Annotated in this window: 30 protein-coding genes and 1 pseudogene; 6 read left to right on the plus strand and 25 right to left on the minus strand. The window is 64.8% G+C overall.

Annotated features, from left to right (window positions below; genetic code table 11):
• Positions 1-12: 12 nt before the first annotated feature.
• The 6 genes from CBP34_RS16015 to galE all read right to left on the minus strand — a co-directional run bounded on the left by CBP34_RS16015 (position 13) and on the right by galE (position 4,222).
• Entirely contained in the window at positions 13-1,044 is a 1,032-nt protein-coding gene (locus tag CBP34_RS16015; protein ID WP_094098604.1) for a patatin-like phospholipase family protein, read from the minus strand.
• Complete coding sequence (locus tag CBP34_RS16020; protein ID WP_094098605.1) at positions 1,037-1,423, minus strand: DUF4870 family protein; 387 nt, start codon at positions 1,421-1,423, stop codon at positions 1,037-1,039. Before CBP34_RS16020 ends, CBP34_RS16015 begins: the two co-directional genes overlap by 8 nt.
• The gene (locus CBP34_RS16025) at positions 1,420-1,818 is read right to left on the minus strand and encodes a phosphoribosyl-ATP diphosphatase (protein ID WP_094098606.1); all 399 of its coding nucleotides are present in this window, start codon (positions 1,816-1,818) and stop codon (positions 1,420-1,422) included. The genes CBP34_RS16020 and CBP34_RS16025 overlap by 4 nt, the downstream gene beginning before the upstream one ends.
• 4 nt (positions 1,819-1,822) lie before the next feature.
• Entirely contained in the window at positions 1,823-2,212 is a 390-nt protein-coding gene (gene hisI / locus CBP34_RS16030) for a phosphoribosyl-AMP cyclohydrolase (RefSeq protein WP_094099217.1), read from the minus strand.
• Between the two features lie 122 nt (positions 2,213-2,334).
• On the minus strand, positions 2,335-3,135 hold the full coding sequence (gene hisF, locus CBP34_RS16035; RefSeq protein ID WP_094098607.1) for an imidazole glycerol phosphate synthase subunit HisF: 801 nt from the start codon (positions 3,133-3,135) through the stop codon (positions 2,335-2,337).
• A 76-nt stretch (positions 3,136-3,211) separates the two neighbouring features.
• Entirely contained in the window at positions 3,212-4,222 is a 1,011-nt protein-coding gene (galE, locus tag CBP34_RS16040) for a UDP-glucose 4-epimerase GalE (protein ID WP_094098608.1), read from the minus strand.
• 279 nt (positions 4,223-4,501) lie between these two features.
• Here galE and CBP34_RS20130 point away from each other — a divergent pair.
• From CBP34_RS20130 to CBP34_RS16065, 6 genes and pseudogenes are all read left to right on the plus strand, one after another.
• Positions 4,502-5,298: pseudogene (locus tag CBP34_RS20130) on the plus strand (TackOD1 domain-containing metal-binding protein); the annotation flags it as partial.
• 204 nt (positions 5,299-5,502) lie between these two features.
• Positions 5,503-5,853: a hypothetical protein gene (locus CBP34_RS20135; RefSeq protein ID WP_236748593.1), complete on the plus strand. Its 351-nt coding sequence runs from the start codon at positions 5,503-5,505 to the stop codon at positions 5,851-5,853.
• Positions 5,854-5,857: 4 nt separating this feature from the next.
• Positions 5,858-7,183 (plus strand): glycosyltransferase family 2 protein, encoded by a 1,326-nt coding sequence (locus CBP34_RS16050; RefSeq protein ID WP_094098609.1) that lies wholly within the window; start codon positions 5,858-5,860, stop codon positions 7,181-7,183.
• A gap of 1 nt (position 7,184) precedes the next feature.
• Positions 7,185-8,525, plus strand: coding sequence for a TolC family protein (locus CBP34_RS16055; RefSeq protein ID WP_157896497.1), 1,341 nt, complete (start codon positions 7,185-7,187; stop codon positions 8,523-8,525).
• 107 nt (positions 8,526-8,632) lie between these two features.
• Entirely contained in the window at positions 8,633-9,313 is a 681-nt protein-coding gene (locus CBP34_RS16060) for a hypothetical protein (RefSeq protein WP_094098611.1), read from the plus strand.
• Positions 9,310-10,377, plus strand: a complete 1,068-nt coding sequence (locus tag CBP34_RS16065) for an HlyD family secretion protein (RefSeq protein WP_094098612.1) — start codon at positions 9,310-9,312, stop codon at positions 10,375-10,377. The genes CBP34_RS16060 and CBP34_RS16065 overlap by 4 nt, the downstream gene beginning before the upstream one ends.
• 82 nt (positions 10,378-10,459) lie before the next feature.
• On the opposite strand, the gene CBP34_RS16070 is transcribed toward CBP34_RS16065, so the two are convergent.
• The 19 genes from CBP34_RS16070 to CBP34_RS16160 all read right to left on the minus strand — a co-directional run bounded on the left by CBP34_RS16070 (position 10,460) and on the right by CBP34_RS16160 (position 25,900).
• Positions 10,460-11,338, minus strand: a complete 879-nt coding sequence (locus tag CBP34_RS16070; RefSeq protein WP_094098613.1) for a D-hexose-6-phosphate mutarotase — start codon at positions 11,336-11,338, stop codon at positions 10,460-10,462.
• Positions 11,328-12,074, minus strand: coding sequence for a 1-(5-phosphoribosyl)-5-[(5-phosphoribosylamino)methylideneamino]imidazole-4-carboxamide isomerase (gene hisA, locus CBP34_RS16075; RefSeq protein ID WP_094098614.1), 747 nt, complete (start codon positions 12,072-12,074; stop codon positions 11,328-11,330). The genes CBP34_RS16070 and hisA overlap by 11 nt, the downstream gene beginning before the upstream one ends.
• Positions 12,075-12,135: 61 nt before the next feature.
• On the minus strand, positions 12,136-12,825 hold the full coding sequence (hisH, locus tag CBP34_RS16080; protein WP_094098615.1) for an imidazole glycerol phosphate synthase subunit HisH: 690 nt from the start codon (positions 12,823-12,825) through the stop codon (positions 12,136-12,138).
• A gap of 52 nt (positions 12,826-12,877) precedes the next feature.
• Positions 12,878-13,513, minus strand: coding sequence for an imidazoleglycerol-phosphate dehydratase HisB (gene hisB, locus CBP34_RS16085; protein ID WP_094098616.1), 636 nt, complete (start codon positions 13,511-13,513; stop codon positions 12,878-12,880).
• On the minus strand, positions 13,510-14,646 hold the full coding sequence (locus tag CBP34_RS16090) for a pyridoxal phosphate-dependent aminotransferase (protein ID WP_094098617.1): 1,137 nt from the start codon (positions 14,644-14,646) through the stop codon (positions 13,510-13,512). Before CBP34_RS16090 ends, hisB begins: the two co-directional genes overlap by 4 nt.
• An 87-nt stretch (positions 14,647-14,733) precedes the next feature.
• On the minus strand, positions 14,734-16,074 hold the full coding sequence (gene hisD / locus CBP34_RS16095; protein WP_094098618.1) for a histidinol dehydrogenase: 1,341 nt from the start codon (positions 16,072-16,074) through the stop codon (positions 14,734-14,736).
• A gap of 20 nt (positions 16,075-16,094) precedes the next feature.
• Entirely contained in the window at positions 16,095-16,742 is a 648-nt protein-coding gene (gene hisG / locus CBP34_RS16100; protein WP_094099218.1) for an ATP phosphoribosyltransferase, read from the minus strand.
• An 11-nt stretch (positions 16,743-16,753) separates the two neighbouring features.
• Positions 16,754-18,028, minus strand: coding sequence for a UDP-N-acetylglucosamine 1-carboxyvinyltransferase (gene murA / locus CBP34_RS16105; RefSeq protein WP_094098619.1), 1,275 nt, complete (start codon positions 18,026-18,028; stop codon positions 16,754-16,756).
• 93 nt (positions 18,029-18,121) lie between these two features.
• Positions 18,122-18,364, minus strand: a complete 243-nt coding sequence (locus CBP34_RS16110) for a BolA family protein (protein ID WP_094098620.1) — start codon at positions 18,362-18,364, stop codon at positions 18,122-18,124.
• A gap of 1 nt (position 18,365) precedes the next feature.
• Entirely contained in the window at positions 18,366-19,121 is a 756-nt protein-coding gene (locus tag CBP34_RS16115) for an ABC transporter permease (protein WP_086913289.1), read from the minus strand.
• Positions 19,118-20,056: an ABC transporter ATP-binding protein gene (locus CBP34_RS16120; RefSeq protein WP_094099219.1), complete on the minus strand. Its 939-nt coding sequence runs from the start codon at positions 20,054-20,056 to the stop codon at positions 19,118-19,120. The genes CBP34_RS16115 and CBP34_RS16120 overlap by 4 nt, the downstream gene beginning before the upstream one ends.
• 104 nt (positions 20,057-20,160) lie before the next feature.
• Positions 20,161-20,433, minus strand: a complete 273-nt coding sequence (locus CBP34_RS16125; RefSeq protein WP_094099221.1) for an STAS domain-containing protein — start codon at positions 20,431-20,433, stop codon at positions 20,161-20,163.
• Between the two features lie 16 nt (positions 20,434-20,449).
• Positions 20,450-21,094, minus strand: a complete 645-nt coding sequence (locus CBP34_RS16130; protein WP_094099220.1) for an MlaC/ttg2D family ABC transporter substrate-binding protein — start codon at positions 21,092-21,094, stop codon at positions 20,450-20,452.
• A gap of 129 nt (positions 21,095-21,223) precedes the next feature.
• Positions 21,224-22,009, minus strand: a complete 786-nt coding sequence (locus CBP34_RS16135; protein ID WP_094099222.1) for an MlaA family lipoprotein — start codon at positions 22,007-22,009, stop codon at positions 21,224-21,226.
• Positions 22,010-22,017: 8 nt separating this feature from the next.
• Complete coding sequence (gene mlaD, locus CBP34_RS16140; protein ID WP_086913291.1) at positions 22,018-22,506, minus strand: outer membrane lipid asymmetry maintenance protein MlaD; 489 nt, start codon at positions 22,504-22,506, stop codon at positions 22,018-22,020.
• A gap of 33 nt (positions 22,507-22,539) precedes the next feature.
• Entirely contained in the window at positions 22,540-23,322 is a 783-nt protein-coding gene (gene mlaE / locus CBP34_RS16145; protein ID WP_094098621.1) for a lipid asymmetry maintenance ABC transporter permease subunit MlaE, read from the minus strand.
• Positions 23,319-24,152 carry an ABC transporter ATP-binding protein gene (locus CBP34_RS16150; RefSeq protein ID WP_094098622.1) on the minus strand — a complete coding sequence of 278 codons (834 nt, stop codon included), beginning with the start codon at positions 24,150-24,152 and terminating at the stop codon, positions 23,319-23,321. The genes mlaE and CBP34_RS16150 overlap by 4 nt, the downstream gene beginning before the upstream one ends.
• 322 nt (positions 24,153-24,474) lie before the next feature.
• Positions 24,475-25,227 carry an amino acid ABC transporter ATP-binding protein gene (locus CBP34_RS16155; protein ID WP_208616403.1) on the minus strand — a complete coding sequence of 251 codons (753 nt, stop codon included), beginning with the start codon at positions 25,225-25,227 and terminating at the stop codon, positions 24,475-24,477.
• A 19-nt stretch (positions 25,228-25,246) separates the two neighbouring features.
• Positions 25,247-25,900: an amino acid ABC transporter permease gene (locus CBP34_RS16160; protein ID WP_094098624.1), complete on the minus strand. Its 654-nt coding sequence runs from the start codon at positions 25,898-25,900 to the stop codon at positions 25,247-25,249.
• Between the last annotated feature and the right edge of the window lie 17 nt (positions 25,901-25,917).

Below are 25,917 nucleotides of genomic sequence, written 5' to 3' on the forward strand. Positions count from 1 at the left end.
GCGCACTGACAGTTACACATTGTCGGCGATATTCAGGGATGGCCGCACGCCCACGTCCCGGTGGTGTGCTTTCAGCCAGTTCTGGCCCTCTGTGCGCCCCAGCTCGAACAGCTTGCGCACAAAAGACATGTCCGCGCGCGACTTGCTGTCCGCACCAAAGGGGGCCAGCGCCGCGCCGCCGTCAATGCGGTGCATGCGCACGTTCTTGTAGCGGCGCGCGTCCAGCTTGCCCTCGGCCAGCAGGCGCCGCACAAACTCGATGGCGCGCAATTCGGCCAGCAGGCTGGCATTGAAGGTGACCTCATTCATGCGCTCGATGATTTCAGGCGCCGTGTCGGGCAGCGCATGGTGCTCGGTGGGGTTGATCTGCACCAGCAGGATGTCGGAGGTTTCGGTCTGGTAGAGCAGCGGATGCAGCGCAGGATTGCCGGAATAGCCGCCATCCCAATACCGCTCTCCCTCGATTTCCACGGCCTTGAACAGCAGCGGCAGGCAGGCCGACGCCATCACCGCATCGGCGCTGAGCCGTGCACCCGAAAAAATCTCGCCGCGCCCGGTGCGCACATTGGTGGCGCACACAAAAACCTTCGGCCCCCAGGCGCCTTTGGCGGCGCACAGCAGTTCGAAATCCACCTCGCGCTCCAGCAGACGGCGCAGCGGGTTGATATCCAGCGGATTGGTCTGGTAGGGCGAGAACCACCGGTTCATCATGCCCAGCAGCGGATGGGCGGCCGCCAGCGGCGTGCCCCACATCAGGCTGCCCAGCGTTCCCACGCCTTCCCACAGCCGCGTCAGCCCGGCGCGGGCCAGCTCGCAGCCTGCAGCGTGGGCTTCTTTCGGATCTTTGTGCTGCTGCGCTGCCTGCGCAAAACCGTGCGCCACCACCACGGCGTTCATGGCCCCGGCGCTGGTGCCGCTGATGCCGTCAATCAACAGGCGCCCGTCTTCCAGCAGCGCATCCAGCACGCCCCAGGTCAGCGCGCCGTGCGATCCGCCGCCCTGCAGCGCCAGGTTGATGGGGGCCAGCGTGTCACCCTCAGGCATCGATGGCCTGGCTCTTGTTCATGGTGACCATGCCGCGCACGATGCGGTACAGGAACCAGATGGAGATCAGCCCCCAGGCCACCCAGCCGGGGAATAAGAACAGCAGCCACAGCGGCGCCGTAATGATGTACAGCACGCCTGCCCAGATCACGGTGCGGATGCGCCACGAAAAGTGGCTGGCCTGCCAGGTGCCCGCGCCTTCGCCCTGCTTCACCAGGTCGATGATCAGCGCGATGATGAGCAGCGCAGCGCCTGGCTGCGCGCCCGGAATGACCGCGCCCACCGCCACGATGAGGTGCAGCACATAGCTGACCCAGCCCCAGGCTTTCAGGCCCTCGGCCTTTTCGTCGTTGGTCTGCACATCGATGATGTCGTTCATGGGGATTCTTCCTGGGCAGCACGCGCAACGGCCTTGCGCAAGGCTTTTTCCTCGATGCCGCTGGTGCCTTCACGGCGTTCGAGTTCGGCCAGCACCTGGGCAGGCGTGAGGCCATAGTGGGCCAGCGCGATCATGGTGTGAAACCACAGGTCGGCCACCTCGTACACAATTTTGGCCTTGTCGGCGCCGTGGTCCACATCCTTGGCGGCCATGACCACCTCGGTGGCCTCTTCGCCGATCTTCTTCAAGAACGCGTCGGGCCCCTTGTGCAGCAGGCGCGCCACATAGCTCTTGTCGGGGTCGCCTCCGTGCGCGGGCTTTCGGCTTTCAATGACGGCGGCAAGGCGCGCCAATGCGTCCTGCGAGGATGGTGCCAGGGAATCGTTGGAACTCATGGTCTTATTTGTAGATGGATTCTGGGTCTTTCAAGACCGGATCGACCGATTGCCAGGCACCGTCCTTGAGCACGCTGAAAAAGCAGCTGTGCCGGCCCGTGTGGCAGGCAATGCCGGGCTCGTGGCCCCGCTGGGTGACCTTGAGGAGCACCACGTCGTTGTCGCAATCGAGGCGAATCTCGTGCACCGTCTGCACATGGCCCGATTCCTCCCCCTTGAACCACAGCTTCTTGCGCGAGCGGCTGAAGTACACGGCGCGACCGAGTTCTGCCGTCTTTGCCAGGGCTTCGCGGTTCATCCAGGCAAACATCAGCACGTCGCCCGTACCCTGCTCTTGCGCAATCACGGGCACGAGGCCCTGCGCATCCCATTTCACTTCGTTAAGCCAGTTCATGGAGGGATTCTCGGTGATTTGGGTGGCGGCGCAGGGCCCCGCCCTGGACATTTGAAGCCTTATACCGCTCTAGCGCTTACACATAAAGCGCCAATAGCTATCGAATAATGAGCAATTGACGGTTACAACCGCACCGGAATCCCGCGTTCGGCCATGTGCTGCTTGGCCTGCCCCACCGTGAATTCGCCGTAATGGAAGATGCTGGCGGCCAGCACGGCATCGGCGCCTCCGATCTGGATGCCGTCGGCCAGATGGTCGAGGTTGCCCACGCCGCCCGAGGCGATCACGGGCACGCTCACGGCGTCACTCACGGCGCGCGTGAGGGCCAGGTCGAAGCCCGCCTTGGTGCCATCGCGGTCCATGCTGGTCAACAAAATTTCGCCCGCGCCGCGCCGCGCCATCTCGGTCGCCCATGCCACGGCATCGAGGCCGGTGTTCTTGCGCCCGCCATGGCTGTACACATCCCAGCCGGGGCCCACGGCCCGGCCATCGGCCCCTGTGCGCCGCGCATCCTCTTCGGAGCGGCGTTTGGCATCGATGGCCACCACGATGCACTGCGCGCCGTATTTGGCGGACGCGGCGCTGATCACGTCAGGGTTGGCAATGGCGGCCGAATTAAAGCTGGTCTTGTCGGCCCCCGCGTTGAGCAGCCGGCGCACGTCTTCGACCGTGCGCACACCACCGCCCACAGTGAGCGGAATGAACACCTGGCTGGCCACCGCCTCGATGATGTGCAGGATCAGGTCGCGCCCGTCGCTGGTGGCGGTGATGTCCAGAAAGGTGAGTTCGTCAGCGCCCTGGGCGTTGTAGCGCGCGGCGATCTCGACCGGGTCGCCTGCATCGCGCAGTTCGACAAAATTGACGCCCTTGACGACACGACCACCGGTCACGTCAAGGCAGGGAATGATGCGTTTGGCAAGCATGGAAAGAAAACTCTGTCAGCAAGGCGGGTTGGGGGCGACAAGATACCACGCAGCGCAGCGCCAATGCCGCTGTGCATCACGCCAGCGTGCGCGCCACGCCGTTTTGCCAGCGCCAGACATCCGCGCACATGCGGTCCACCCCGTGGCGGGCGCGCCAGCCCAGCAGCCGCTCGGCCAGCGCCGGGTCTGCCCAGCACTGCGCAACGTCGCCCGGCCGCCGCGCCACCACTCGGTAGGGCACGGCCTGTCCGCTGGCCTGCTGGAAGCCGCGCACCATCTCCAGCACCGACACCGGCTGGCCGGTGCCCAGGTTCACGGTGAGCAGCCCGGTGTGCTCTCGCAGGTAGCGCAGGGCGGCCACATGGCCATCGGCCAGGTCGCACACATGGATGTAGTCGCGCACGCCAGTGCCGTCGGGCGTGGGGTAGTCGTTGCCATAGACGCTCAAGGCGGCGCGCTGCCCCGCCGCCACCTGCGCCACATACGGCATCAGGTTGCCCGGCTCACCCTGAGGGTCCTCGCCAATGAGCCCGCTCTCGTGTGCGCCCACGGGGTTGAAATAGCGCAACCGCGCAATGCGCCACTGCCCCGGCTCAGCCGTATCCACATCCGCCAGCACCTGCTCCATCATGAGCTTGCTCCAGCCGTAGGGGTTGGTGGCGGACAACGGGAAATCCTCGCGGATCGGCACCGACGCGGGCTCGCCATACACCGTGGCAGACGAAGAAAATACCAGCGTGCGCACGCCCGCCGCCTGCATGGCACGCAGCAGTGTCACCGTGCCGGAGACATTGTTGTCGTAATACCGCAAAGGCTCGCGCACCGACTCCCCCACCGCCTTGAGCGCGGCAAAGTGGATCACACCGCCAATGGGGTGCTGCGCGAACACGCGCGCAAGCAAAGCTTCATCACGCACATCGCCCTCGATGCATTGGGGCTGCGCGCCCGTGATGCGCCCCAGCCGCTCCAGCACCGAACGGCGACTGTTGGCAAAATTGTCCAGAATCAGATACGGAATGCCCGCCTGGGCCAGCGCGATGCAGGTGTGCGAGCCGATGAAGCCAGCACCGCCAGTTACAAGAATCATGTGAACCGCCACTCCCCATAAAACGACAAAAAACGATCAACCCACTTCGATAAGATAACGGGCAATCGCCCACCGCGTCATCGAAAACCTGACGGGCAGTGCACCGCCAGCAGGAACCAGCATGGTCCGCACCCCCGTGTATTGTGGGGGTGTGTAACACAGAGCCACCGTCCACGGGCACCGCAAAAGACAAGCCCACATGATTGCAGAATCCAGCACTTCAACGCCATGGCAGCCACGCCCCTGACATCCACGCCCCCCCCTACGGAACAGGAACGCATGGTGATCCTGCGTCCGTCGGGACTCCGTGCCGCTGACGAGGTCGGCGCCGTCACATTGCCATCCTGGGAGGCCTTCCTGGCCGCCAACGTGACTCCGCTGGGGTTTTTCCTGGATGGGTGGCCGCCACAGGGACAAGCCGACCTGGCCGAAAAAGTGCGCGCCAGCGCCTGGTGGGACCGCCCCGTCCTAGTGGCCGCCGGTACTAACACCGTGCCCCCGCTGGCCGACGCCACCGGCACCTACAGCCAGGCGCTCAGTTTCAGCGAACGCTCCCTGGCGGTGCGCCGCAGCCTCAGGCGGGATACCGCCAGCCTGTATTTCGATGAGCGCGTACTGTTCTTCCTGTACCTGCGCGACAACGCCGAATTGCAGCCCGTGTGCGACCGAAGCAGCCACCAGCTGTACCGCTATCCGATGGTGGAGGCGCTGGCCCGAGAGGGGGAAGACGCTGCGGATTGCCTGGCCACGCTCACGCGCCGCCGGCTCCTCGAACCTGCATTGCTGGTTGACCGCACCCGCCACTGTCGCTCGTGCGGCGGTGCACACCTGCACTATCTGGATGTGTGCCCGCATTGCTCCAGCATCCACATCGGCAAAGCCGCTTCGCTGCATTGTTTTTCCTGTGGGCAGGTGGGCCCGAAAGGGATTTCCACGACAACGGTGCCCTGGTGTGCCCGAAATGCAGCGCGTCACTGCGGCATATCGGCGTGGACTATGACCGCCCTCTCACACAGTACGCGTGCGGCAGTTGCCACCACGTTTTCATGGAAACCAGTGTCATCGCGCGCTGCCTTGACTGCAACGCCAAAGCCGACCCCGACAAGCTGGATGTGCGCGAAATTGCCACGCTGCGGCTCGCCCCCCAAGGGCGCGCAGCCCTGCGTGCAGGGCAAATTCAGGAGTCTTTTGCGGCGCTGGACACCGCCAACTATGTGGATCCCCCATTCTTTAGACGCCTGCTCGACTGGACACTGGCCACGCATGCGCGCCATCCGGAAATGCGCTTTGCACTGATCCTGGTGGAATTCCAGAACGCGACCGAAGTGATCGAGCAACAAGGCGCAGCACGCGTTTTCCTCATGCTGGATGAGTTTGCGCGCCGCCTGCACGAGTTGCTGAGAACGTCGGACATCACCACGCGCACCCAGGAAGAGCGGCTGTGGCTGCTGCTTCCTTTCTCCTCGCCGGAGGGATTGGCGGCGCGGCTCGAAAAAGCGCTGGCTGCGCAATCTTCAGGGGGCGAGGCTTCACCCCTACGGGCACGCATCCGGCACCTGCAGGTGCCCGATGATCTGCGTGCCGGAGAGGGCGCTGCACAGTGGATGAGCCGCCTGCAAGACGGAGTCTGAGCGCATGTGGGAGCAGGTGGTTTTCTCATTCCAGACGCTGTTTGCCAGCTCAGGCTCGCAAACCTTGGTGGAACTGGCACTGAAATTTTTTCCGTTTGTGGTGCTTCTGGAGGCGCCATTTTTCATTTTGGTCACAGCGGGCATGGCGCGCTACGGTCTGCGCGAAGTTCGGCCTGACCGGCAACGGGAACGCTACCCCAGGGTCTCCTGCCTGATTACCTGCTACTCGGAAGGCGAAGATGTGCGCAAGACCATTGAGTCGCTGGCACAGCAGCTGTATCCGGGACACATCGAAATCATCGCCGTCATCGACGGCGCCATACAGAACCGTCCCACGCTGGAGGCCGCGCGCAATGCGCGCGCGCTGCTGCACAACACGCCCCGGCGCCAACTGCTGGTCCTGCCCAAATGGCAGCGGGGAGGCCGCGTATCGTCGCTGAACGCGGGGCTATCCATTGCCACCGGCGAAATCGTGATGGCCCTGGACGGCGACACCTCTTTCGACAACGACATGGTGCGCAACGCCACGCGCCACTTCGATGACCCTGGAGTCGTCGGTGTCGCGGGCAATTTGCGCGTGCGCAATGCCAAACGATCCCTGGTGACGCGCCTGCAGGCGCTGGAATACCTGGTCTCCATAGCGGCCGGAAAAACGGGCCTGTCCGAGTTCAATCTCGTCAACAACATCTCCGGTGCCTTCGGCGTGTTTCGCACGGCGTTCATACGCAACCTGGGTGGCTGGGATGCCGGCACGGCCGAAGACCTGGACATGACCACGCGCATCAAGCAGTATTTTGGCCGCCACTCCAAGCTGCGCATCGTGTTCGATCCGCATGCGGTGGGGCACACCGATGCACCCGACACCTGGCGTGTTTTCTTCCGCCAGCGACTGCGCTGGGACGGCGATATGTTTTATATCTTCATCCGCAAGTTCCGCTTCAACCTGCGGCCGCGGTTGCTGGGGTGGCGCAACTTTCTTTTCGTGGTCGTCAACGGGCTGCTGATGCAGCTTGTCATGCCGTTCATGATCGTGGGATACACGGGCATGATGCTGTTCACGCTGCCCGTCGGCGCGGTGCTCGGCGTGCTTGCGTTCATCTATCTGGCCTATCTGGCATCGCTGCTTTTCTATTTCATGCTGTATCTCGTGGCGGTGTCGGAACGCCCCGGGGACGACGCGGTTTATCTGGCCTTTTTGCCGCTCTTTCCACTGTTCGCATTTGTCAATCGTGTGCATTGCTCGTTCTCCGTCCTCCAGGAAATCTTCACGCGATCGCACCTTGACTCCTCCATGGCTCCCTGGTGGGTGCTGCGCAAAACCAAGTTCTGAGATGGCGAAACAATCCGTGAGAAACGCGTTCGGGGATTTGGCCCTGCTGCTCTGGCTTGCACTCCTGTGCTCGGGCGCCATGGCGTCCGCTACCCCTGACCTGCCCAATGCCGGCACCTCCCTGGCCGAACTGGAAAACCTGGCGCTTGTGGCAGCCCCGTCGGTCCAGCTGGCCCAAGCTGAACAAGACGTGGCAGCGCACCGCAACAGCACGGCCCGCGCCAGCCAGGGAGCACGGATTTTTGGTGGCACCGGTATCAGCACCGCGCGCGAAGCCGTGACCGACACCCTCAGCCGCGACTACCAGCGCTTCAACGTCCAGCTTGGTGTGCGCTGGCCTCTGCTCGGGAGCCGCGATGCGCAGTTGCGCAGCGTGCGCGAGGCCGAACTCGCGGTGGCGCAAGGGCAGGTGCGACTGCGCCTGGCGCGACAGGAAGCCGTGCAGGCCGTGCGACGGGCCTATGCGCGGCACTTGCGCACCGCACAGCGCGTTGGTATTGCGCAGGCCTTTCTGGGTATGCGTGCCCAGGCACGGGCCCAACTGGAATCCCGCCGGGCGTCCGGCGTGTTGCTGGAGGCAGAAAAACTGAAATTGCTGGGTCTGTTCGACATGGTGCAGGCGAGCAGTGACAACCAGCGCGCACAGCAAACGCTGAACCTCGGTGAACTGGCACGCCTGACCAATCTGCCCCAGCCCACCATCCAGACCCTGCCCATGATCTGGCCTGAATCTTGTCTCAACACGGACACGCTGCGGGCGGGGGCCGACCAGCACCCTCCCCTTGCACTGACCCAGCTGGAACTCCACACATGGGACCAGATCGCCGCAACCCTGCAGCGCACAGGGCTGGAGGCGAGCGTGTCGGTGGCACAAGGCGTTACCCGCGACATCGGCGGACCGAACGGTCGCAACACCTCGGTAGGGGTGGACTTCTCCATGCCCCTGCAATGGCGCGCCCAACGCGATGCCAGTTTGGGCCAGATCCAGAGCGAGCGCACCCGGCTGGAAAGTCTGCTGCATGTTCGCCGCAGCGAATACCACGCCCTGGTCGAACAGGCGCAGATCCAATGGCGCCAGCGCCAAAACGAAATGGCCGCTCTGCAAAACAGGCTGCAGGCGGCCCAGGAGGCCTCGCGCATTGCCTCACTGCGCCTGGAGGCATTTGACGGCGATGGCTATGCCACGCTGCTGAACGCGCGACATGAGCTGTACTTGGCAGCCGTGCAGGTCGTCGATGGAGCAGAACGTCGCGACCTGGCACAACTGGAGCTTGTGGGACTGGTGGCAACTGACTGCGGCCCGCCAGCCCTGCCATCCAGGATGACGCCTCGCTCGCGCTGACCGCCTTGCCCCGCGCGATTGACACTGCCGCACAGGCCACCCCGGCCTCCAGAACTCTTGGCTGGTATGTATGGAATGGCCAAGCCCTGCTGGACCACCCCGCCCGCATGACAGCCTTGCCCAAGGGCAGCGAACGCATCCTGATTTCATTCACTGCGCCCCAGCTACGGGCACTGACGCGACCCGCCGGGCAAAAGCGGCTGGAGCAACTGATTGCGCAAGCGCATGCGCAGGGCTTGCGCGTGGAACTGCTGCTCGGCGAGGCCACCTGGGTTCTCCCGGGGCGCCGCCAAGCCTTGCTCGATCTGCTCGCACCGCTGCGCAACCTGGCCTTTGACGGACTGCACCTTGATCTGGAGCGCAGCCAGTTACCGCCCGCACAACAGCCATCCTGGGACGAGGCCGTGGTGGACACACTGCGTGCCGTACGTGCAGCCATCGACTGGCCTCTGGCCCTGACCACCCATTACCGTGAATTGCAGGCCCCCGACTTCGCCCGCCGCATCCAGGACACAGGTGTCACGGAACTGGTTGCCATGGTGTATGTCAGCAACCCGGTTCGCGCAGCCGAGATTGCCCGACCCCTGCTGCAAGGCCCGCCAGGCCTGCGGCTGGCGGTGGCGCAGAGCATCGAGCGCAGCTTGCCGCCGGATGAAAGCAACTATCTTCTGGGCCAGACCCAGGCCCTGCGCCGCTGGCACCAGTTGTCGCAAGCGCTGGAGACGTTGCCCGGATTCAGCGGCATCGTGGTGCAGTCGTGGGACGAATTCAAAAAGGCACGCCCGTGAAAATCCAGTTTGATAAACCGCCGGGCTCCGCCCAGGAAACCAACGGTCTCTCCGTTCGCTACGCCGCCTCCAAGCGCAAGGTGCCGCGCTGGCGCTGGTATTTGCTGCTGGCCATGGTGCTGACGCCACCAGGTTACCTGCTGACCCGTTTCATGGTGGCGTACTGGTGGGAAACCGCCCCTGCCGTGGTCATCACGGAGCAGGTGGTCGTGCGTGCGCGCGAGGCGGGGCGAGTGACGCAGATCGCCGACATCGGCGCACTGGTGCGCGCCGGGCAGCCAGTGATCGCCCTGGACACCACAACGGGCGCCACGCGGACACCGTCGTCCGCAGCCACACCAAGGCCCGCAAGCGACCCTTCGCAAACCACCCTCGAGACGTTTGCGAGCCGCCAGACCACCCTCGACGAGGCCCTGCGCCTGGCGCACAGCCAGCTGGCATTGCAGCAAGAACGCGTGCGCACCATGCAAGCGCTGCGGGCGGAGGGCGCGGCAACACGCCAGGAGCTGGACAACGCACGTTTTCAGGAACTACAGGCCCGGGCCGACGCCAATCGCGCACAAGCCGATGTCAGCGAAAACAGACACTTGCTCGCACGGGCGCAGTCAAGACCACCTGCGGTGCCGCCAGGCACAGACGGGCAACTGCCGGGCATGGCAGCGGCAACCGACGATGCGGACGTCAAGGCCCCCTTCGATGCCCAGGTGGTGCGCCAGTTCGCGCACCTGGGTGAATGGGTGGAAAGGGGTGCCGATGTGGCGGTGCTGCAGGGGCCAGCGCCCGCAATGGTCCACACCTATCTGCCGCCCGACCAGGCACGCTATGCACAGGTGGGGCGCCTGGCCACGCTGCGCTTCATGGACGGCGGGCGCATCCGCGCCGAGGTCGTGGATGTGGTCGCAGAAGCCGAGCGCACACCTGCCGAGCGCACCTCGCCGCTGACGCCGCGCATGCCCTCCATCGTGGCCCGCCTGCGTCCCGTCGAACCCTTGCCACCGGCCTACCGGATCCACCAGCTGCCGCTGGATGTGCGCTTCGACTGGGTCTGGTCCTGGCCGCTATGAGGCGTACGCGCACCTGCAGCCGCAGCGATGGCCCGGTCGCGCGCATCGCCCAACACCACCACGCCGCCATGCGGCGGTGGCATCACCGCGCCGGCAGCACCCGGAGTTCCTGCCAGCCCTGCCACTGCTGCCCCGGTGCCAGAGTGGTGGGGCGATCGATCTGGGCCGCTTCCACACACAACATGGAGCGGTAGCCGTCGGTCGGGAGGTCTGCCAGTCGGGCGCACAAGGCGCCCCCGGGGTTCCACACCACCGTGTTCGAGAGACTGGCGCTCTGGGTTATCTGCAGGCCGAGGGCACCATCGTGCAGGTGGATGGCCCCAGCAGGCGCACTGAACACGCGGTCGTATTCGCCCAAAAACATGACAGGGCCTTGCTGAACGCCGCGCGCATCGGCCAGCGCATCCCAGCGCGCGCAGCCATCGAGCCCACCGAGCCGGGCGCGCCCGACATCCTCCACGCGCAGGTAGGTATGCAACGCGGTGGTGAAATCCCAGGCACCGTCGTCCGTATTGCCGGTGTTGTGCACCACCAGCTGCACGCGCAGGCTGCCCGCGCCCAGCACCACCGTCAGCTGCGCGGTAAAGCGTGCAGGCCACCACGCGCGTGTGGTGTCGCTGTCGGTCAGCTCCAGGCACACGGATGACTGCCTGTCGCCCTCCTTGCTTGCAGGGGCGGGCCGCCAGCCCAGATTGCGCGCAAAGCCATGTTTAGGCAGGGGCCCGCGCTGGTTGAACTGGGGAAAACACAGCGGAATGCCGCCACGGATGGCCGATCGGCCATCGAACACGGCCTTCGGACTCAGGTACAGGCGCTCACGTCCGCCTGCCACCCAGGACAACACCTGGGCGCCATGCAAGGCCACCAGCGCGCTGTCACCCTGGGCGGTGGTCAGGCGGATGCAGGGCTGGCCCTGCAGGGACTCCAGGCAGCGGGTCGCAACCGCAGGGTCAGGCCGCATGGCCCAGCACGTCGGCCCGTGCCTGGGCAGCAGCAAAATCGAGGTCGCCGCTGTAGATGGCACGGCCGCAGATCACGCCTTCGACGCCTTCGTGCTCCACGGCGCACAGCTGCTCGATGTCGGCCATGTTCGACAGGCCGCCCGAGGCGATGACCGGAATGGAAAGCGCCTGCGCCAGTTTCACCGTGGCGTCGATGTTGATGCCCGAGAGCATGCCGTCGCGGCCGATGTCGGTGTAGATGATGGATTCGACGCCCCAGTCCTCGAACTTCTTGGCCAGGTCCACCACCTCGTGGCCGGTGAGCTTGCTCCAGCCGTCGGTGGCCACCTTGCCGTCCTTGGCGTCCAGGCCCACGATGATGTGGCCGCCAAAGGCGCTGCAGGCATCTTTGAGGAAGCCGGGGTTCTTGACCGCTGCCGTGCCAATGATCACGTAGCGCAGACCGCCGTCGATGTATTTCTCGATGGTGTCAAGGTCACGGATACCGCCGCCCAGCTGCACCGGGATCTCGTCGCCCACCTCTTTGAGGATGGATTTGATGGCGGCGTAGTTCTTGGGCACGCCTGCAAAGGCGCCGTTCAGGTCCACCAGGTGCAGTCGGCGCGCGCCCTGCCCCACCCATTTGCGGGCCATGGCGGCGGGGTCTTCGCCAAAGGTGGTGGATTGGTCCATGTCGCCTTGCTTGAGGCGAACGCAGTGGCCGTCCTTGAGATCGATGGCGGGGATGAGCAGCATGGTGGTGAGGTTCGGGAGAAAAAGGGCGAGTCACAACTCGGCCCGAACGGGGTGAAAAATATCAGGGATTCCAGTGCAGAAAATTGCGGTACAGGGCCAATCCGTGCTCCGCGCTTTTTTCGGGGTGAAACTGCGTGGCAAAAATATTATCGCGCGCAATGGCGGCTGCGAACCAGCCGCCGTAGTCAGCTTGCCCTGCACAGTGGGCCGCATCTTGCGGCACGGCATAAAAACTGTGCACGAAATAAAAGTAGCTGTTGTCGGGCACGCCCGCCCAAACCGGGTGCACGGCACCACCTGCATGGTGGGCGTGCGGCACCTGGCGCACCTGGTTCCAGCCCATCTGGGGCACCTTGAAACGGCTGCCGTCGGGCTGGGTTTTGCCCGCCAGGTCGAACTTGAGCACATCGCCCGGGATGAGGCCCAGACCCGGCACACCCTCGGCAGGGCCCTCGGCGCTGTGGTCCAGCAGCATCTGCATGCCTACGCATACGCCAAACAACGGTTTGGTGGCGGCGGCTTCGAGCACCGACTCCTGCAGGCCCGACTCGCGCAATTCGCGCATGCAGTCGGGCATGGCGCCCTGGCCCGGCAGCACAATGCGCTGCGCAGCGCGCACGTCTTCCGGACGAGAAGTGACCACCACGGTCCAGCCCGTGTCGTGGGCGGCGGCCTGCACAGCCTGCGACACCGAGCGCAGGTTGCCCATGCCGTAATCGACCACCGCAACGGTTTTTGCTTCTATATTCATAGCTGCCAGCGCTTATCCATTAAGGGCTAGAGCCCGATTTGACCTAAAAAACTCACAAAGAACCCTTGGTGGAGGGGATGACACCCGCCGAGCGGGGATCGCGCTCCAGCGCCGCGCGCAGCGTGCGCCCGAACGCCTTGAAGATCGTTTCGCACTGGTGGTGTGCGTTGATGCCCTTGAGGTTGTCGATGTGCAGCGTGACGCCCGCGTGGTTCACAAAGCCCTGGAAGAACTCGTACACCAGCTGCGTATCAAGCTGGCCGATGCTGCCCGCCGTGAACTTTACGTCGATGTGCAGCCCCGGGCGACCCGAAAAATCCACCACCACGCGCGAAAGCGCTTCGTCGAGCGGCACATAGGCGTGGCCATAGCGGCGGATGCCCTTCTTGTCGCCCACCGCCCGCGCAAACGCCTGGCCCAGGGTGATGCCCACGTCTTCCACCGTGTGGTGGCCGTCGATGTGCAGGTCGCCAGCGCAGTCGATCTCCAGGTCGATCAGCCCATGGCGGGCGATCTGGTCGAGCATGTGGTCAAAAAAACCGATTCCCGTGTGCAGCTTGGCCTGGCCGGTGCCGTCGAGGTTGACGCGCACGCTGATGCGGGTTTCCGCGGTGTTGCGGCTGACCTCGGCAATGCGGTCGGCCAGGGAATCAGGGGCGGTAGAGGTGACGAGTGCGGAGGAAGTCATAAGGAAGCCTGGAGTGCAGCGAGCATCTGTGCGTTGTCTTCGGCCGTGCCCACCGTGAGGCGCAGGCAGTTGGCCAGCAATGGGTGCATTGTAGAAACGTTCTTGACCAGCACCTTGCGCGCCTTCATGCCCTCATACGCCCGTGCGGAATCGGCCACGCGCACCAGCACCATGTTGGCCTCGCTGTCCCAGCATTTTTCAATGCCGGGCATCTGGCGCAGCGCGTTCACCAGCACCGTGCGCTGGGCGCGCAATTCGGCCGCCTGCGCGGCAAACACATCAGCATGTTCCAGCGCGAACAGCGCGGCTTCGCCATTGAGCACGCTCACGTTGTAGGGCGGGCGCACCTTGTCGATCTCGGCCACCAGCGCGGCCGTGCCGATCAGGTAACCCAGGCGCACACCGGCCAGACCGAACTTGCTGAGCGTGCGCATCAGCAGCACATGGGCATTGCGCGCGGGCTCGGCACGCATGCGGTCGAGAAAGGTGCGGCTGGCAAAGGGCTGGTAGGCCTCGTCCACCACCACGATGCCGCCCTGGGCACCGGCGGCGTCGATGATGCGCTGCACCGCACCCTCGTCCCACAGCGTGGCCGTGGGGTTGTTGGGGTAGGCGATGTAGGTGATGGCGGGCTGATGCTGCGCAATGGCGGCCAGCATGGCCGGCTCATCGAGCGCGAAATCGGCCGTGAGCGGCACGCCCACAAAGTCCAGGCCCTGCAGCTGTGCGCTCATGGCATACATCACGAAACCCGGCACGGGCGCCAGCGCCACCGGTCGCTTGCCACCGCAGGCCTCGGCCGGCAGCGCGCAGGCCAGCGAGACGAGGCTGATGAGCTCGTCCGAGCCATTGCCCAGCACGATGGCGCAGCCCTCGGGCATGCCAGCGTGGCGCGCCAGCGCGGCCTGCAGTTCGCCCACACGCTCGCCCGGATAGCGGTTTAGCGCCAGCGCGCCCAGGCGCTGTCCCAGCGCGGCCTGCAGATGGGCGGGCAGGCGAAACGGATTTTCCATCGCGTCCATCTTGAGCATGCCGGTGGCGGGCTGCACCACATAGGAATGCATGGCGCGCACATCAGGACGGATGCGGGCCAGGGCCTTCAAAGGGGTGGATGGAGCGGCGGGGGAGTTCATTCGGCAGTGTCCAGTGCGTTGGGGGCCACAAGAAAGGGGCTGGTCATGGGCACGGCATCCATCCGGACATCGTGCATAAAGGCCTCGTCAGCCTTGCGCTTGCTTTGGCGACGGCTTGAGCCGCATCTCCGCCGCCCGCGCGTGGGCTTGCAGGCCTTCGCCATGGGCCAGCACGCTGGCGATCTGGCCCAGCGTCTGCGCACCGGCTTCGCTCACCTCGATCAGGCTGCTGCGCTTTTGAAAGTCATACACGCCCAGTGGCGAACTGAACCGCGCCGTGCCGCTGGTGGGCAGCACATGGTTGGGGCCTGCGCAGTAGTCGCCCAGGCTCTCGGACGTGTAGGCACCCAGAAAAATGGCGCCTGCGTGGCGCAGCAGTGGTTCCCAGCGGTGCGGGTCGTTGCTGCTCACTTCCAGGTGCTCGGGCGCGATGCGGTTGCTGATGGCGCAGGCCTCTTCCATGTCTTTCGTGAGGATCAGTGCGCCACGGCCCGTGAGGCTTTTGGCAATGATCTCGGCGCGCGGCATGGTGGGCAGCAGGCGGTCGATGGCCTCTTGCACGGCATCGATATAGGCGGCATCGGGGCACAGCAGAATGCTTTGCGCCAGCTCGTCGTGTTCGGCCTGACTGAACAGGTCCATGGCCACCCAGTCGGGTGGCGTGCTACCGTCTGCCAGCACCAGGATTTCGCTGGGGCCCGCGATCATGTCGATGCCCACGGTGCCGAACACGCGCTTTTTCGCGCTGGCCACATAGGCGTTGCCGGGGCCGGTGATCTTGTCCACCTTCGGAATCGTGGCCGTGCCGTAGGCCAGCGCGGCCACGGCCTGCGCGCCGCCGATGGTGAAGGCGCGCGTGACGCCCGCCACGTAGGCGGCGGCCAGCACCAGGAGATTTTTGGCGCCTTGCGGTGTGGGCACCACCATGATGATCTCGCCCACACCCGCCACATGGGCGGGGATGGCGTTCATGAGCACGCTGCTCGGGTAGGCGGCCTTGCCGCCGGGCACATAGATGCCCACGCGGTCGAGCGGCGTGACCTTTTGGCCCAGCAGGGTGCCGTCATCGTCGCGGTAGCTCCAGCTCTCGCCCGAAGCCTTTTTCTGCGCCTCGTGGTAGCGGCGCACGCGGGCGGCGGCGGCCTGCAATGCCTCGCGCTGCACGGCGGGAATGGCGTCGAACGCGGCTTTCAACTCGGCCTGCGTCAGCTCCAGCGTCTCCATGCCCAGCGCAGTGAGGCCGTCAAAGCGCTGGGTGGCTTCCAGCACCGCCGCATCGCCGCGCTGGCGCACGTCGGCCAGGATGTCGGCCACGCGCTGCTCGATGGCCGCGTCGGTGTCGGCAGACCAATGCAGGCGGGCTGCAAAATCAGCCTCAAAAGTGGCCGCAGCGGTTGACAGACGGACGGGAGCAGCTACCAAAGTCATAGTGTGATTCGGTGGGGTTTTCAGTTGTTTTCGGGGGGAATGGCAGAGGCAAACGCATCGATGATGCGGCGCAGCGGCGCCTGCTTGAGCTTGAGCGCCGCCTGGTTGACCACCAGATGCGAGCTGATGTCCATGATGCGCTCCACCTCGACGAGGTGGTTGGCCTTCAGCGTGTTGCCGGTGGACACCAGATCGACGATGGCATCGGCCAGACCGGTCAGCGGCGCCAGCTCCATGCTGCCGTAGAGCTTGACCATGTCCACATGCACGCCCTTGGTCGCAAAGAAGTCGCGGGCGATGCTGGTGTATTTGGTGGCCACCTTCAGGCGCGAGCCCTTCTTGACGGCCTGGGCATAGTCGAAATCGTTGCGCACGGCCACGCTCACGCGGCACTTGGCGATTTGCAGATCGAGCGGCTGGTACAGGCCCTGGCCGCCATGCTCGATGAGGGTGTCCTTGCCCGTCACGCCGATGTCGGCGCCGCCATATTCGACATAGGTGGGCACGTCGGTGGCGCGCACCAGCACCACGCGCACATTGGGCTGGTTGGTGGGCAGGATGAGCTTGCGCGACTTCTCGGGGTCTTCCAGCACCTCGATGCCGGCCGCAGCCAGCAGCGGCAGGGTTTCGTCAAAGATGCGTCCCTTGGAAAGCGCCAGGGTGATCATGTTGCTGCTGCTCATGCTTTTACCCGTTCGATGTCAGCGCCGATGCCGCGCAGCTTGGCTTCCATGCAGTCGTAGCCACGGTCGAGATGGTAGAGGCGGTCCACCGCCGTCTCGCCATCGGCCACCAGGCCCGCAATGACCAGGCTGGCCGAGGCGCGCAGATCGGTGGCCATCACGGTGGCGCCCGACAGGCGCGGCACCCCTTCGATCACTGCCACCTTGCCATCGACCTGGATCTTGGCGCCCAGGCGCAGCATCTCGTTGACGTGCATGAAGCGGTTTTCAAAAATCGTCTCGGTTACCGTGGCCGTGCCCTGGGCGATGCAGTTGAGCGCCATGAACTGCGCCTGCATGTCGGTGGGGAAACCGGGGTATTCGGTGGTGCGAAAGCCCTGGGCCTTGAGCGTGGCGCCGCCCGCGCTTTGCACGCGAATGCCGCCGTCCACGACCTGCACGGTGGCACCGGCTTCGCGCAGTTTTTCGATGACCGCGTCCAGGTGGTCGGCGCGGCCATGGCGCAGCAGCACATCGCCGCCCGTGGCCGCCACGGCGCACAAAAAGGTGCCGGCCTCGATGCGGTCGGCCACCACGCGGTGCGTGCAGCCGTGCAGCTTGTCCACGCCCTGAATGCGGATGCGGCTGGTGCCGTGGCCTTCAATCCTTGCGCCCATGGCGATCAGCATCTCGGCCAGGTCGGAAATCTCGGGCTCTTGCGCGGCGTTTTCGAGCACCGTCTCGCCCTCGGCCAGCGCGGCGGCCATGAGGAAGTTCTCGGTGCCCGTCACGGTCACCATGTCGGTGGTGATGCGGGCGCCCTTCAGGCGCGTGCGCCCTGCGGGCAGCTTGGCGATCATGTAACCGTGTTCGACCACGATCTCGGCGCCCATGGCGGCCATGCCCTTGATGTGCTGGTCCACCGGGCGCGAGCCAATGGCGCAGCCACCGGGCAGCGACACCGTGGCCTCGCCAAAGCGGGCCAGCAGCGGGCCCAGCGCCAGCACCGAGGCGCGCATGGTCTTGACCAGTTCGTAGGGGGCCTCGGGCGTATTGAGCGCACCGGCGTCAATGCGCACGGTGCCGTCGTCTGAACGCTCGGCCACCACGCCCATGTTGCGGATGAGCTTGAGCATGGTGCTCACATCCTGCAACTGGGGCACATTGAGCAGCGTCACGGGCTCGGCCGTGAGCAGGGCGGCGCACAACTCCGGCAAGGCGGCGTTCTTGGCGCCGGAAACCAGCACCTCGCCATTCAGGGGGCGTCCACCGCGGATCAGGAGTTTGTCCATCTCGAAAAACCAGAAATATGAATGAAAATGGCCTCTAGCGCTTATTCAACGAGCGCCATAAGCTATCAATAAATGAGCTATCGGGCTGGCGCGTCAGTGCGCCTGCGCCGCCCATTCTGCGGGGGTGAAGGTCTTCATCGACAGCGCATGCACTTCGTCGGTCTGCATTCGGTTGCCCAGGGTGGCGTACACGCTGCGCTGACGTTGCAAGGTGCGCTGGCCCTCGAACTCGGCCGAGACGATGGTGGCATACCAGTGGCGGCCATCGCCTTCGAGCGTGATGTGTTCGCAGGCCAGGCCGGCGCTGATGATGTCTTTGAGTTGGTCTGCAGTCATTTCAGTTTCTGATTTTGTAGCCCGTGCGCAGCAGGTGCACCGCCAGCGCGCTCACGGCCAGCCAGGCAAGGCCCACGATACCCAGGCTGAGCCAGGGAGATGTGTCGCTCTGGCCGAAGAAGCCATAGCGAAAGCCGTCGATCATGTAGAAAAACGGGTTCAGGTGGCTCACGGTCTGCCAGAACGGCGGCAGCGACTGGATCGAATAGAAAACGCCCGAGAGAAAGGTCATGGGCACGATGACAAAGTTCTGGAACGCGGCCATCTGGTCGAACTTGTCAGCCCACAGACCGGCAATCAGCCCCAGCGTGGCCAGCAGCGCCGCGCCCAGCAAGGCAAACACCACAATCCACAGCGGCGCGGCAAACTCAGGCCGCGCAAACGCCAGCGTAACGATGAACACCCCCAGCCCCACCACCAGACCGCGCACCACGGACGAGCCCACATAGGCTACGAACCATGCCCAATGCGACAGCGGCGTGAGCAGCAAAAACACCAGGCTGCCCATGATCTTGCTCTGCACCAGGCTCGATGAGCTGTTGGCAAAGGCGTTCTGCAGCACGCTCATCATCACAAGGCCTGGCACCAAGAAGGCGGTGTAGCTGATGCGGTCATACACCCGCACATGGTCTTCGAGCACATGGCCGAAGATCAGCAGGTAGAGCACGGCGGTAAGCACCGGCGCGGCCACGGTCTGGAAGCTCACTTTCCAAAAGCGCAGCACTTCCTTGTAGAACAGGGTTTGCCAGCCGGTCACAGTGCCACCTCCGACAGAGGAATGTTGGACGCCGAAGTGCCCGACATGACCTGCAAAAACACGTCTTCCAGGTCCGGCCGGCGGATCTCCATGTCCTGCACCTCCACGCCCGCCACGCGCAGGGTGGCCAGGTGGTTTTCGATTTCTGCCGCATCGTTGGCAGGCAACTGCACGATGCGGCCCGTCACCCGCGCCAGATGGGCCAGTGCGGGCGGCAGCAACGTGTCGGTCTTGAACTGCAGCACGCTGCCCGAGGCCGCCTTGAGCAGCTCGGAGGTAGCGTTCAGCGCAACCACCTGCCCCGCCTTGAGCATGGCGATGCGGCCACACAGGGCCTCGGCTTCTTCGAGGTAATGGGTGGTGAGCAGCACGGTGTGGCCCTCCTTGTTCAGGCGGGCGATGAAATGCCACAGCGTCTGGCGCAGCTCCACGTCCACACCGGCCGTGGGCTCGTCGAGCACGATGATGGGCGGCTTGTGCACCAGCGCCTGCGCCACCAGCACGCGGCGCTTCATGCCGCCGGACAGCTGGCGCATGTTGGCGTTCGCCTTGTCGGCCAAGCCCAAGTTCTCCAGCAGCTCGTCGATCCAGGCGTCGTTGTTCTTTACGCCGAAGTAGCCCGACTGAAAGCGCAGCGCCTCGTGCACGTTGAAGAACGGATCAAACACCAGCTCTTGCGGCACCACGCCCAGCTTGCGCCGGGCCTCGGCGTAGTTGAGCTGCACATCGCTGCCCTGCACCAGTACCCGCCCTTGCGTAGCGCGCGCCAGGCCGGCCAGGATGCTGATGAGGGTGGTTTTGCCGGCACCGTTGGGACCCAGGAGCCCGAAGAACTCGCCCTCCTCGATGTCCAGACTGACCTGGTTCAGTGCTTGGAAGGGGCCTTTGGCGGTAGCAAAGGTCTTGGAGATGGCTTGGAAGGAGACTGCGGGCATGAAGCCTTTGATTTTAAGGCCTTGGCCTGCATACCGCACCACGGCGGCAACGACACCCGGCGCCCGATGGTGTCAAAGCGGGCCCGGCCGACCGGCGCACCCGTTCAGTCGGCCACCTGCAGCAAGCCATCCACGCCATACAGACCGGCCATGCCGACCAGCGCTGCGGGCAGGCCCTTCACCACAAACGCTTTGCGGTCCGACAGCACCTCGCGTCGGCATTCGAGCAGCACCGCCAGCGCGGAGCTGTCGAACACGGTCAGCGCGCTGGCATCCACCACCACCTCGGGTCCCTTGAGGACCTTCAGCCCCTGCACCAGCATGCGCAGGCAGGCGCTGGCCTGTTCGTGGGTGAGTTCGGAAGGTAGTACCAGCATGCGCGGGATCTCGCTGTCAGCCCTTGGCGGCATTCGTCTTGTTGCGGGATACCAGCGCTTCAATCAGGCCATCCACGCCGCGCGCATTGATCTCGGTGGCAAACTGGCTGCGGTAGGTTTCGACCAGCCACACACCCATCACGTTCAGGTTGTAGATCTTCCAGCCGACGCCTTGACCGGGGGTTTTTTCGAGCCGGTAGTCGAGCTGGATCGGGTCACCACGGCCCGTGATCTCGGTGCGCACCAGCACATCCTTGTCGTCGGCCGCAGCACGCATGGGCTTGATGGTGATGGTCTGGTCGCTCACCTGGGCGAGAGCGCCCGCATAGGTGCGAACCAGCAGAACCTTGAACTCTTCCTGCAGGCGCTTTTGCTGCTCGGGGCTGGCCTGGCGCCAGCCCGGGCCCACAGCAGCCGCCGTCATGCGCCGGAAATTCACGTTGGGCATGACCACCTTGTCCACCAGGGCGATCACCTTGTTGAGATCGCCCGCCTGGATGGCCTTGTCGCCCCGAACAGTGCCGATCACTTCCGTGGACAGGCGCTTGATCAGCGCGTCGGGCGCCTCGTCGGCAGCCAAGGCGGCCCATGGCACCGCCACGGAGCAGGCCACGGCCAGTGTTGCGGCCAGGCGGCCCAAAGTGCGTCGGTTCATCGTCATGTCAGTTCTTTCCATCGGGCGACTGCGTCGCCTGTCAAATCATTGTGGTTGAGCGGGATGTACGCCATGCATCGGTGTGTTGCGCTTGCGCAAGCAGTTGCAAGCACATGCAACAGCGACCGGCGCCCCTCAATAGTCGGATTCTTGCGGCAGCACACCGCCGTTGTCGTCGCCACCGTTGGCATCCGCGGCACCGGGGCGCCCTGCGCGCTGTGCGCGCACCTGCAGGTACACGTCCCGCGTGAAACTGTATTTGTCCAAGGCGGCGCCTTCCAGCACAGCCCCGGCCCCCAGCAGGCTGGCCCGGGTGTCCACCGCCCGCAAGCCATAAAGCGAATTGCGCACAGCAGTCGAATCAAACTGGCCCACCAGGTTTCCCTGCATGTCCACGGGCAATGCCGCCGTGTCGCGCACCGTGGACGGCCCCAGCAGGGGCAGCACCAGATAAGGCCCCGTGGGCACGCCCCAGCGCCCCAGCGTGAGCCCGAAATCCTGCCGGTTGCGGTCCACCCCCATCTCCGAGGCAATGTCGAGCAGCCCGCCCAGGCCAAATACCGTATTGACGTTGAAGCGCACCAGGCTGGAGAGCGCCTCTTCGGGGCGCAACTGCAGGACGCTATTCACAAACGACCAGACATCGCCCAGGTTGCCGAAAAAGTTGTTCACGCCGGTGCGCACGGTCGACGGCACAACGTCCTTGTAGGCCGTCGCCACAGGCTTGAGCACTGCCTCATCCACGCCGTCGTTGAACCGGGTCATGCTGCGGTTGTAGGGCTCCAGCGGATCGTTGGAATTGGCGCCCGGTCCGCTGGCACAGCCGGCCAGCAGCAAGGCACCCAACACCAGTGCGCACCAGCGCAGCCCCGCGCGAGAGACCCCAGACTGTCCATCAGGGCGGGCAAAACCCGCAGTCATCCATGTCATCATTTTTTTCTACCTGCGTCCGATGGCTTGCCGCCCTCTTCCGCCTTGCTGTAAAGAAACTGCCCGATCAGGTTTTCCAGCACCACGGCGGACTGGGTGGCAGTGAGGGTGTCACCTGCCACCAGATTGTTTTCGTCGGCGCCGGGCTCAATGCCGATGTATTGCTCGCCCAGCAGACCACTGGTCAGGATCTTCAGGGAGCTGTCCTTGGGAAAAGCGTACTGCTTTTCCAGTTCCAGCGTCACGCGCGCCTGAAAGGTCTTGTCGTCAAAGGTGATCGACGCGACACGCCCGACCACCACCCCCGCGCTGCGCACTGCCGCCTTGGGCTTGAGCCCGCCAATGTTGTCAAAACGCGCGGTCACCCGGTAGCCGGTCTGGAAGTTCAGGTGCAGCAGGTTGGCCGACTGCAGCGCCAGAAACACCAGCGCAGCGGCTCCGAGCATGACAAACAGGCCTACCCAGAGATCGTTTTTGGATTGTTGCATCGTGCTTTCCTTGTCACGCCGGCTGTGCCCGCGTCAGATACTGAACATCATGGCCGTGAGGACGAAGTCCAGCGCCAGCACTGCCAGCGAGGCCATCACCACGGTGCGCGTAGTGGCGCGCGAAACCCCTTCCGGCGTCGGCTTGGCTGTGTAGCCCTGCAGCAGCGCCACGAAGGTCACGGTGAAACCAAACACCAGGCTCTTGATGACGCTGTTGCCCAGGTCACTGAAAATATCCACGCCGCCCTGCATCTGGCTCCAGAAGGCCCCGCCATCCAGGCCAATCATGGGCACGGCCACCACCCAGCCGCCAATGACACCTACCGCGTTGAACACCAGCGACAGCACCGGCATGGCAATGACACCGGCCCAGAAACGGGGCACGAGAATGCGGCGCACGGGGTCCACGGCCATCATCTCCATGGCGCTCAGCTGCTCGCCGGCGCGCATCAGACCAATTTCGGCCGTGAGCGAGGTGCCCGCGCGCCCCGCAAACAGCAAGGCGGTGATGACCGGCCCCAGCTCGCGCAACAGGCTCAGCGCCACCAGCTGACCGAGCGCCTCGGTGGAGCCAAAATCCTGCAGCGTGTAGTAGCCCTGCAGCGCCATCACGAAGCCCACAAACAGGCCCGAGACGGCAATGATGGCCAGCGAATAATTGCCCAGGAAATGCACCTGGTCGCGCACCAGCCCGGGGCGCTGCACGGCCGCCGGGAACAGCCGGATCAAGCGCCAGAACAGGCGGGCAGCCTGCCCCGCATCGGCCAGCTGGCTGCGCACGGCCAGGCCTACATCCGAAGGACGCCACCAGCTCATGCAGACCTCCCGTCCAGCGGACCGAAATCACTGGCCACCGTGGGCCCGGGGTAATGGAAGGGTACCGGCCCTGTGGGCAGCGCATTGACAAACTGGTGCACCAGCGGATCGGTGCTGGCGCGCACTTCGTCGGGGGTGCCCTGCGCCGCCACCACGCCGGGGCCCAGGATGATCACATGGTCGGCCAGCGCGAAGGTGGCTTCCAGGTCGTGCGACACCAGGATGGTGGTGAGCCCCATGGCGTCATTGAGCTGGCGGATCAGTTGCGCGGCCGTTCCCAGCGAAATGGGATCGAGCCCGGCAAATGGTTCGTCGTACATGACGAGCTCAGGGTCCAGCACAATGGCCCGCGCCAGGGCCACGCGCCGCGCCATGCCGCCCGAAATCTGGCTGGGCATGAGGTCGCGCGCACCGCGCAGACCCACGGCATGGAGCTTCATGAGCACGATGTCACGCACCAGCGCATCCGACAGATCGGTGTGCTCGCGCAGCGGAAACGCCACGTTTTCAAACACATTCAGATCGGTGAACAGGGCGCCAAACTGGAACAGCATGCCCATGCGCCGGCGCGCCGCATACAGGCCCGCCGCATCCATGCGCCCCACATCCTTGTGGTCGAACAGGACTTCGCCCTGCTGCGCCCGGTATTGACCGCCAATAAGGCGCAGCACCGTGGTTTTGCCCCCACCCGAGGCGCCCATGAGCGCCGTGACCTTGCCGCGCGGGATCTTCAGCGACAGGTCGCGCAGGATCACGCGCTCACCGTACCCGAAGGTAACGTTGCGTAACTCTGCCAGCGCGCTGGCGGGCGATGAATCGTTGGATGGCATGGTGCAGAACAAAAAACGCCGCCAAGGGCAGAGACCCCGACGGCAGGCCCAGCATCATAGGGGAAAGCCCTTGGTCTTGCCGAGGCAGTCGTTAAAACCTGTGGTTGACATACGACGCTTGGCTATGCTTGACGGTTATAAAAAATTCGTCGCACAAACACGCTTTGCCGATGGGGTGCGTCCGGCCTCCCACCGACCGGGGTCTTGGTTGGGTTCCTGGCAAAGCCTCGCCTCAACCTAGGCATTCAGGCCTACAACGCTATTAAATCAATAGCTACTAGCGCCTAATCCACAAGCACAGGGCACCGATTTCATCCAAAAATCAAAGCATGTGCTGCAAAAACGCCCGCGCCCGCTCATGCCCCGGATCGGCAAAAAACTCCGCCGCCGGCCGCGCGGCCACCAGCTCGCCCTGGTCCATGAAGGCCACGGTGTGGGCCACCTCGCGCGCAAAGCCCATCTCGTGGGTCACCACCAGCATGGTCATGCGCTCCTCGGCCAGTTCGCGCATGGTGCGCAACACTTCGCCGGTGAGCTCGGGGTCGAGGGCCGATGTGGGCTCGTCGAACAGCATGATGTCGGGCTCCATGCACAGCGCGCGCGCGATGGCCACCCGCTGCTTTTGCCCACCCGACAGGCGCTCGGGGTAGTTGTCCCGCTTGGCCGACAGGCCCACCTTGGCCAGCAGCGCCTCGGCGCGGGCTACGGCCGCGCCGCGCGCCACGCCCTGCACCACCATGGGCGCCTCGATCAGGTTCTCCAGCACCGTGAGGTGCGGGAACAAATTGAAATGCTGGAACACCATGCCGGTCTTGCGGCAGATGCGGCGCAGCTCGGCCTCGGGGGCGTAGCTGCAGCGGCCCTGGGCGTCGGTGCTGGCCAGCGTTTCGCCCTCGATGGCAATGTGGCCGCTGTCGATGGTTTCCAGGTGGTTCAGGCAGCGCAGAAAGGTGCTCTTGCCCGATCCGGACGGCCCGATCACCGCCACCACCTCGCCCCGGCGCACCTGCAGCGACACGCCACGCAGCACCGGGTTGGCGCCGAAGGCCTTGTGGACGCCCCGCGCCTCGATCATGGAGACGTCACGGGTCGTGTCACTGATCGAATTTGGCATAGCGTTTTTCCAGGCGCTGGAAGCCCCAGGTCAGCAACAGGGTCATAAACAGGTAGAAGGCCGCAGCCACGATGAACGGCGTGGTGGTGAAGTCACGCTGCACGATGCCGCGTGCGGCGCGCAGCAGATCGTTGAGCGCCAGCACGTAAATGAGCGACGTGTCCTTGACCAGCGTGATGGTCTCGTTGCTCATGGGCGGCAAAATGCTGCGCACCATTTGCGGCAGCACGATGCGGCGCATGGTCTGGCCGTAGTTCATGCCCAGCACCTTGGCGGCCTCGTACTGCCCCCGGTCCACCGACTGGATGCCGGCACGAAAGATCTCGGCAAAGTAGGCGGCGTAGTTCAGCGCAAACGCCGCCACGGCGGCCGGAAAGTCGGGCAGGCGCACGCCGATCACTGGCACAAAAGGCAGCGCAAAGTAGATGAACAGCATCTGCAGCATGAGCGGCGTGCCGCGCATGAGCCAGATATAGCCGTTCACGGCCGCCGACAGCGGTGCAAAGCGCGACACGCGCGCCAGCGCCAGCACCAGGCCCAGCGGCACGGCGAGCACCAGCGTGATCGCAAACAGCTTCAGGGTGACGGCGGCGCCCTGCGCCAGCGGCCCCAGGAGGGAGAGTACATAGTCCATGGGGGAGGTCAGGACGG

Origin of the sequence: Acidovorax carolinensis (assembly GCF_002157145.1) — a bacterium.
Lineage (GTDB): Bacteria > Pseudomonadota > Gammaproteobacteria > Burkholderiales > Burkholderiaceae_C > Acidovorax > Acidovorax carolinensis.

Excerpts from the sequence above, each read along its gene's own strand:
- CBP34_RS16125 (WP_094099221.1), bottom strand. The coding sequence starts at position 20,433 with ATGCTGGTACTACCTTCCGAACTCACCCACGAACAGGCCAGCGCCTGC.
- CBP34_RS16060 (WP_094098611.1), top strand. The coding sequence starts at position 8,633 with ATGACAGCCTTGCCCAAGGGCAGCGAACGCATCCTGATTTCATTCACT.
- mlaD (WP_086913291.1), bottom strand. The coding sequence starts at position 22,506 with ATGCAACAATCCAAAAACGATCTCTGGGTAGGCCTGTTTGTCATGCTC.
- CBP34_RS16120 (WP_094099219.1), bottom strand. The coding sequence starts at position 20,056 with ATGCCCGCAGTCTCCTTCCAAGCCATCTCCAAGACCTTTGCTACCGCC.
- hisD (WP_094098618.1), bottom strand. The coding sequence starts at position 16,074 with ATGACTTTGGTAGCTGCTCCCGTCCGTCTGTCAACCGCTGCGGCCACT.
- hisH (WP_094098615.1), bottom strand. The coding sequence starts at position 12,825 with ATGAATATAGAAGCAAAAACCGTTGCGGTGGTCGATTACGGCATGGGC.
- CBP34_RS16155 (WP_208616403.1), bottom strand. The coding sequence starts at position 25,227 with ATGATCGAGGCGCGGGGCGTCCACAAGGCCTTCGGCGCCAACCCGGTG.
- CBP34_RS16110 (WP_094098620.1), bottom strand. The coding sequence starts at position 18,364 with ATGACTGCAGACCAACTCAAAGACATCATCAGCGCCGGCCTGGCCTGC.
- CBP34_RS16135 (WP_094099222.1), bottom strand. The coding sequence starts at position 22,009 with ATGACTGCGGGTTTTGCCCGCCCTGATGGACAGTCTGGGGTCTCTCGC.
- CBP34_RS16130 (WP_094099220.1), bottom strand. The coding sequence starts at position 21,094 with ATGACGATGAACCGACGCACTTTGGGCCGCCTGGCCGCAACACTGGCC.
- hisF (WP_094098607.1), bottom strand. The coding sequence starts at position 3,135 with ATGCTTGCCAAACGCATCATTCCCTGCCTTGACGTGACCGGTGGTCGT.
- CBP34_RS16025 (WP_094098606.1), bottom strand. The coding sequence starts at position 1,818 with ATGAGTTCCAACGATTCCCTGGCACCATCCTCGCAGGACGCATTGGCG.
- CBP34_RS16050 (WP_094098609.1), top strand. The coding sequence starts at position 5,858 with ATGTGGGAGCAGGTGGTTTTCTCATTCCAGACGCTGTTTGCCAGCTCA.
- CBP34_RS16090 (WP_094098617.1), bottom strand. The coding sequence starts at position 14,646 with ATGAACTCCCCCGCCGCTCCATCCACCCCTTTGAAGGCCCTGGCCCGC.
- hisI (WP_094099217.1), bottom strand. The coding sequence starts at position 2,212 with ATGAACTGGCTTAACGAAGTGAAATGGGATGCGCAGGGCCTCGTGCCC.
- murA (WP_094098619.1), bottom strand. The coding sequence starts at position 18,028 with ATGGACAAACTCCTGATCCGCGGTGGACGCCCCCTGAATGGCGAGGTG.
- galE (WP_094098608.1), bottom strand. The coding sequence starts at position 4,222 with ATGATTCTTGTAACTGGCGGTGCTGGCTTCATCGGCTCGCACACCTGC.
- hisA (WP_094098614.1), bottom strand. The coding sequence starts at position 12,074 with ATGCTGCTCATCCCCGCCATCGATCTCAAGGACGGCCACTGCGTTCGC.
- CBP34_RS16150 (WP_094098622.1), bottom strand. The coding sequence starts at position 24,152 with ATGCCATCCAACGATTCATCGCCCGCCAGCGCGCTGGCAGAGTTACGC.
- CBP34_RS20135 (WP_236748593.1), top strand. The coding sequence starts at position 5,503 with ATGCGCTTTGCACTGATCCTGGTGGAATTCCAGAACGCGACCGAAGTG.
- mlaE (WP_094098621.1), bottom strand. The coding sequence starts at position 23,322 with ATGAGCTGGTGGCGTCCTTCGGATGTAGGCCTGGCCGTGCGCAGCCAG.
- CBP34_RS16020 (WP_094098605.1), bottom strand. The coding sequence starts at position 1,423 with ATGAACGACATCATCGATGTGCAGACCAACGACGAAAAGGCCGAGGGC.
- CBP34_RS16015 (WP_094098604.1), bottom strand. The coding sequence starts at position 1,044 with ATGCCTGAGGGTGACACGCTGGCCCCCATCAACCTGGCGCTGCAGGGC.
- CBP34_RS16070 (WP_094098613.1), bottom strand. The coding sequence starts at position 11,338 with ATGCGGCCTGACCCTGCGGTTGCGACCCGCTGCCTGGAGTCCCTGCAG.
- hisG (WP_094099218.1), bottom strand. The coding sequence starts at position 16,742 with ATGATCACCCTGGCGCTTTCCAAGGGACGCATCTTTGACGAAACCCTG.
- hisB (WP_094098616.1), bottom strand. The coding sequence starts at position 13,513 with ATGACTTCCTCCGCACTCGTCACCTCTACCGCCCCTGATTCCCTGGCC.
- CBP34_RS16055 (WP_157896497.1), top strand. The coding sequence starts at position 7,185 with ATGGCGAAACAATCCGTGAGAAACGCGTTCGGGGATTTGGCCCTGCTG.
- CBP34_RS16160 (WP_094098624.1), bottom strand. The coding sequence starts at position 25,900 with ATGGACTATGTACTCTCCCTCCTGGGGCCGCTGGCGCAGGGCGCCGCC.